The organism is Terrabacter sp. P5_B1, assembly GCF_056400505.1.
Window position 1 is genome coordinate 1 of record NZ_JBFULD010000478.1, and the last position, 2,224, is coordinate 2,224.

A 2,224-nucleotide genomic window follows, 5' to 3' on the forward strand; every position below is an offset into this window, starting at 1 on the left:
CGTCGAACGGACCCCGCGACGACCACCCCACCGGATCGCCGCCCACCGCGATCACCAAGGGAGAGTGCACATGCGCATCGGACTGGCCGGAGTCGGCCKCATCGGGGCATTCCACGCCGAAACCCTCCGCGACCTATCCGACGTCGACGAGGTCGTCGTGGCCGACCTGGACGCCGACGCCGCTCGGACCGTCGCCGAAAAGCTCGAGGTCGGGTATGCCGCGTCGCCGGCCGAGCTGCTCGCCTCGGGCGTCGACGGCTTCGTCATCGCGACAGCGACGCCGGGTCACGCGCCCCTGATCCGCCTCGGTCTCGAGGCCGGCGTGCCGACCTTCTGCGAGAAGCCGGTCGCCGCGACGCTCGAGGAGACGCTCGACCTGGCAGAGCTCGTGTCGCGGACCGCCACGCCCGTCCACGTCGGCTTCCAGCGCCGCTTCGACCGTGGCTACCAGCGCGCCCAGCAGGCCGTCGCCGCAGGGGAGCTCGGCTTCCTGCACAGCATCCGGGCCCAGACGCACGACCAGGCGCCGCCCCATGCCGCCTACATCCCGACGAGCGGCGGGCTCTTCCGCGACTGCTCGATCCACGACTTCGACATCATCCGTTTCGTCACGGGACGCGAGGTCGCCTCCGTCTACGCCACCGGCGCCAACAAGGGCGCGGCGTTCTTCGCCGAGGCCGGCGACGTCGACACCGCCGCGGCCGTCCTGACGCTCGACGACGGCACGCTCGTGTCGCTGTCGGCCACCCGCTACAACGGCGCCGGCCACGACGTGCGCATGGAGGTCCTCGGCAGCGAGGACACGATCGGCGTCGGCTACGACGACTCACTCGCCGTCACCTCGGCCGAGCCGGGAGCGACCTACCCGTCGGGCCCGCGACACTGGTCGTTCATGGAGCGCTTCCTGCCGGCCTACCGCGCCGAGCTGACGGCCTTCGCCGCCGTGGCCCGCGGCGCGCTCGCCTCACCGTGCACGGTCCACGACGCCCTCCAGGCGTTCCGCGTGGCCGAGGCCTGCGAGCTGTCGCGCCGCGAGAACCGCCCGGTCGCCCTGACGGAGATCCCCGGCCTGTGAAGGACGTGACCACGATGAGCACCCCGTCCACGACACCCGGCGACACGGCATACGACACGTACGACGTCGTCGCGATCGGACGCACCGGCGTCGACATCTACCCGCTCCAGCACGGCGTCGGGCTCGAGAAGGTGCGCACCTTCGAGAAGTTCCTCGGCGGCAGCGCGACCAACGTCAGCGTCGCCGCGGCCCGCCACGGGCACCGGGCCGCCCTCATCACCCGTACGGGGCAGGACGCCTTCGGCCGCTACATCCACGAGGCCCTCCAGGGCTTCGGGGTCGACGACGCCTTCGTCTCGGCCGTCGCGGGCCCGCCGACGCCCGTCACCTTCTGCGAGGTCTTCCCGCCGGACGACTTCCCGCTCTACTTCTATCGCTACCCGATCGCGCCCGACCTCATGATCGAGGCCGACGAGCTGCCGCTCGACGCGATCCGCGAGGCGGGCGTCTACTGGTCCACCGTCACCGGGCTCTCGCAGGAGCCGAGCCGGAGCGCGCACTTCCGCGCCTGGGAGGCCCGGGCCCGGCGCACCCACACGGTGCTCGACCTCGACTACCGCCCGATGTTCTGGACCGACCCGGCCGAGGCGAGCGAGCAGGCCGGCCGCGCGCTGGGGCACGTCACCGTGGCCGTCGGCAACCGTGAGGAGTGCGAGGTGGCCGTCGGTGAGAGCGACCCCCAGCGGGCGGCCGACGCGCTGCTCGAGCGCGGCGTCGAGCTCGCCGTCGTCAMGCAGGGCTCCAAGGGGGTGCTCGCCGCGACCAGCGACGAGCGCGTCGAGGTGCCGCCCTTCCCTGTCGACGTCGTCAACGGSCTCGGCGCCGGSGACGCGTTCGGTGGCGCGCTGTGCCACGGCCTGCTCGCGGGCTGGGACCTGCGGCGCGTCCTCGAGTTCGCCAACGTCGCAGGTGCGATCGTCGCCAGCAAGCTCGAGTGCTCCACGGCGATGCCGACCTCCGCCGAGGTCGAGGAGCGCCTGGCCATCCTTGACCGGCCCGCTGCCCCGCTCGCCCCCGTCGCCGAGGAGGCACGATGACCACCACGCCCGTGAGCCCGACCGTCAGCGCGACCGTCCGCCCGAAGGTTGCGGTCGCCGACCTGACCGAGATCCGCGTCCGCGAGCCCGGCCGCATCGCGGCGGCGTGGGC

Annotated in this window: 2 protein-coding genes; both read left to right on the forward strand. The window is 73.0% G+C overall.

Annotated features, from left to right (window positions below):
• Positions 1 to 70: 70 nt before the first annotated feature.
• Entirely contained in the window at positions 71 to 1,075 is a 1,005-nt protein-coding gene (locus tag AC1DP0_RS21100) for a Gfo/Idh/MocA family protein (RefSeq protein WP_478088391.1), read from the forward strand.
• 14 nt (positions 1,076 to 1,089) lie between these two features.
• Positions 1,090 to 2,112, forward strand: coding sequence for a 5-dehydro-2-deoxygluconokinase (gene iolC, locus AC1DP0_RS21105; protein ID WP_478088393.1), 1,023 nt, complete (start codon positions 1,090 to 1,092; stop codon positions 2,110 to 2,112).
• Positions 2,113 to 2,224 lie beyond the last annotated feature (112 nt).